Origin of the sequence: Burkholderia sp. HMSC10F09 (genome assembly GCF_001806955.1) — a bacterium.
Taxonomy (GTDB): domain Bacteria; phylum Pseudomonadota; class Gammaproteobacteria; order Burkholderiales; family Burkholderiaceae; genus Burkholderia; species Burkholderia multivorans.
Genome location: NZ_KV786733.1, coordinates 1 through 3,847 on the forward strand (window position 1 = coordinate 1; position 3,847 = coordinate 3,847).

Below are 3,847 nucleotides of genomic sequence, written 5' to 3' on the forward strand. Positions count from 1 at the left end.
TGCCGTCGCCGGCCGCCTCCGCCGACGCGCCGTCGTGCCACGCACGCCCCGTCATGATGATGTGCCGCGGGCTGCCGCCGAGCCAGGCCAAGCGGCTGTGCGTGCGCTGTCTCGACCAGTGAGCGGGCGGCGCAAGCACGGCAGCCGGATGCGCGCGCGTCGTTCGTAGCGTCGGCGCGGCCGCCGCCGCGTAGCGGCGATGCGCTACGAAACGCCTCGCACGCACGCCGCACGCGCCCTTTTAGACTCTTCGTCTAGGCTGAAGGCGCCCGCTGCCCGGCAGCGGCGCGCCCCTCTGCCCGGCATCCGACCGGAGGGCTTCATGCTGGACATCGACGGCGTTGGAATGGGCGTCAACTGGATGATGTTTCTCGAGCGCACGCTCGAGGCGGAGCGCGCGAAAGCGGCGAGCCAGGCCGCGCAGCAGTCGAGCGATCCGGTCAAGCAGCGCGTCGACACGCCGCCGCCGGCCGTCACCGTGCAGGTCACGCCCGATACCGATCCGTCGAACCCGACCAATGCCGAGATCGCGTCCGCGACCTCGCTGATCCGCAGCCTGGCCGAACAGTATCGGCCGAAGCCGCCCGACATCACCGTCGACGATCCGCTGACGAAGGCCGCGCAAACGGCGATCCAGGGCGCGCAGACGAAGTACGACAACGCGCTGAAGGACGAAGCGCAGAAGCAGACGGCGCTCACGAATGCGCAGAACGATCCGTCGTCGACGAAGGATGCGATCGCGCGCGCGCAGACCGACTACGACCACGCGCATGCGGCGACGGCGAACGCCGAAAAAGAGCTGAACGTGACGACCGATGCGGGCTACATGATCGCGTACGCGCAGCAGGCCGATCACGACAAGCAGGCGCTCGATCCGCACCGTGCCGGCTCCGCGCAGTCGGACGCGAATGCGGCGCTCGCGCAGTTGAAGGCGGCCGTGCCGGGGCTCGGCGACGATCCGACGCAGGCGTCGCAGGCGCACTGGACGCCGCAGCAGAAGCAGGCGTACGACGCCTGGCAGCGCGCGGACGCGAAGCTGTCCGCCGCGAAGGCGCGGCACAACGCGGACATCGCGAACTCGAATCTCGCCTATGCGCAGCTGCAGTCGTACGCGTCGGACGGCGAGCTCGCCGATGCGATGAACGCCGGCATCGCCCGCGTCAACGACGCGCTCGCGCCGCTCGGCCGCGTGATCGACGTGCCCGAACGGCTGAAGCCCGACGAAGCGCGCGCGAATCTCGCGAGCGCCGTCGACGACGCGAACTACGCGAATGCGTGCGTGAATGCCGCGAGCGACGCGGCCGACGTCGCCGATATCCAGATCACGTACAACGCGGTATCGGGCAAGTACGGGCCGACCGTGATGTCGACGACGGTCGGCGCGCAGCAAGACCGCCTCAACCATGCACAGGCGAGCGCGCGCATGAGCGCCGGCTATCTGCAGATGCTGTATGCGAACCGGCAGGTGAAGGAACTGCAGGGCCGCTACGATGCCGCGCGGCAGGATGCGACGCAGTTGCGCCCGGACGGCACGCGCGTGCCGGTGCGCGACCCGGACGCCGCGCGCGGCGTCAGCGATGCGTACGCGGCGCTGACGAAAGGAAAAGAGGCAGCGAGCATCGCGCACGACGGCTTCGTCTCCGCGTACGGCAATGCGCTCGCGATCCATTACGACGACGTGGCCGCGGGCGTGCAGGACCGCTACGATCATCGGACGATGTGCGTTGCGAACGATCCGACGCCGCTCGAGATCAAGGGCTTGAAGACGATCGCCTCGTCGCTGCACGGCGCGACCGACCGGATGACGGCCGTCGTCAACGAGCGCGCGATCAAGCAGACGCTCGCCGACGCGCAGGCGAAGCAGGCCGGCCTGAAGGCGAAGGTCGACGATTTGCAGCAGCAGTACGACGCATGGAACCGCGATCACGGCGCGGGCCCGACGCCTTCGCTGCTCGCGGTCGCGAAGCCGCAGGACGGCGTGCCGAAGAACATTCCGCTGACGGCGCCCGTGCCGTTCGTCGTGAACCCGTATGCGCAGCAGCTGTCCGACGCGCGTGCGGCGCTCGACCAGGCGAACAAGGATGTCGACCGCACGCGGCTGATCGGCGAAACGCTGCACCAGCAGGTGCTGTTCAACGAATTCGACGCGCACCTCGACGAACGGCTGCGCGCGCGCAAGACCGAGGGCGACCAGAAGGATTACGCGAAAGCGCTGTCCGAGTTCTTCGGCGCGCACCGCAGCGAACTGTCGCAGTCGCTGCTCGACAAGGCCGGCGAAGCGACGCAGCACGGCGGCACGATCGACTTCGGCAAGCTCGACGCCACGCAGCAGCGCAACCTCGTCGGCGTCGCGATCGGCCTGTCGCCCGACGCCTCGAGCGATGCGCCGCACGCCGCGCAGTTCACCGACGGCCAGAAGCTCGCGTCGATCGACAAGGTGCGCGACGAATTGCTGAAGCTCGGCGGCGGCGACGGCACGCGCGTGAACGTAATGCCGATCGTCTACGCGTCGAAGGACGCCGGCCTCGTGACGAGCGCGATCTTCAAGGTGACGAACGCGAGCGGCGACACGCACTACGTCGACGATCAGGGCTCGAAGTATTCGAGCATCGACAACTTCATCGACGACAACGAGCTCTCGTCGGACGGCACGCTCGACATCGCGACCGGCTACGGCGCAAACGGCGTCGCGCAGATCGATCATCGCAACAGCGCGCACGACGACAGCTGGTGGGAAAGCGTGATGCACACGTTCGGCTCCGGCGACGTCAATCTCGGGATGCTGCTCGGCGGCCTCGCGCTCGAAGTCGGCGGCGGCCTGCTCGATGCGACCGTGTTCGGCGCACCGCTCGGCATCGCGCTCAATGCGGTCGGCACCGGGATGATGTACACGTCGGCCGCCGCGGCCGTCGCGAACTCGGGCTACGACCTCGTGAACCGCATGCAGCACGACCGGACGATCAATCCGCTCGACGCGGGCGCGCGCGCCGACTATCTGAACCTCGTGCCGCTCGGCGTCGGCGGCGTCGGCAAGGTGCTGGCATTAGGCAGCAAGACGGCGACGGTCGCCAAGCTCGTCGAACGCGCCGGCGGCGACGCGCAGACGTTCGCGTCGCGCGTCGCGACCGGCACGTCGTTCGCGACGAAGGCCTCCGCGTACGGCGGCGCCGCCGATGCCGCGGCCCAGTTCGGCTACGACGCGGCGACGGGCCACACCGACCGGCTGGCCGACGACGCGACGTCGTTCCTGCTGAACGCCGGGCTGGCCGCGGGCCCGCAGCGGATCAAGGCGCTGTCGACCGGCATCGTGCGCCGCACCGGCAGCTTCGGCGCGCGCGATCTCGGCAATCAGGCGGTGCGGATCGGCGACGAGCGCGTGACGGTCGGCCAGGACAAGTATGCGGCAGAGAGCACGCTGCGGATCGGACGCCAGCACGCGACGCTGGACGGCAAGACCGTGACCGTCGCGGCCGACGGCACGCTGCGTGCCGGCAACCGGATCCTGACGTACAAGGGCGTGCCGATCCGCGTGCTGAACCGCGGCAACGCGGTCAATACCGGCGCGCGCAGCCGGACGGAATCGACGGCGTTTCTCGATCAGGATGGAACCATCACGCTCGGCGAGCGCGTGAAAGGACTCGCGCTGACGCGTTTCGATCGCTACGCGACGGATGCGCGCATCACGGCCGACGAGCACGGCGGGCTCAGCGTGTCCGACGGCATCGAGCTGAAGTACGCGCACGAAATCGCGCCGCCGCGCACGGCGACGACGCCCGACGAGACCGTCCCGCACGACGACGCGCCGCCGCCCGACGCGCGTCCGGCCGCGGCCGAGCCCGCGCAGCCG

General features: G+C 69.6%; 2 pseudogenes. Both read left to right on the top strand.

The features are described 5' to 3' along the window. Positions 1-122: pseudogene (locus tag HMPREF3115_RS32475) on the top strand (lytic transglycosylase); the annotation flags it as partial. Positions 123-322: 200 nt separating this feature from the next. Then, positions 323-3,847, top strand: a pseudogene (locus HMPREF3115_RS15730) (LWXIA domain-containing protein); the annotation flags it as partial.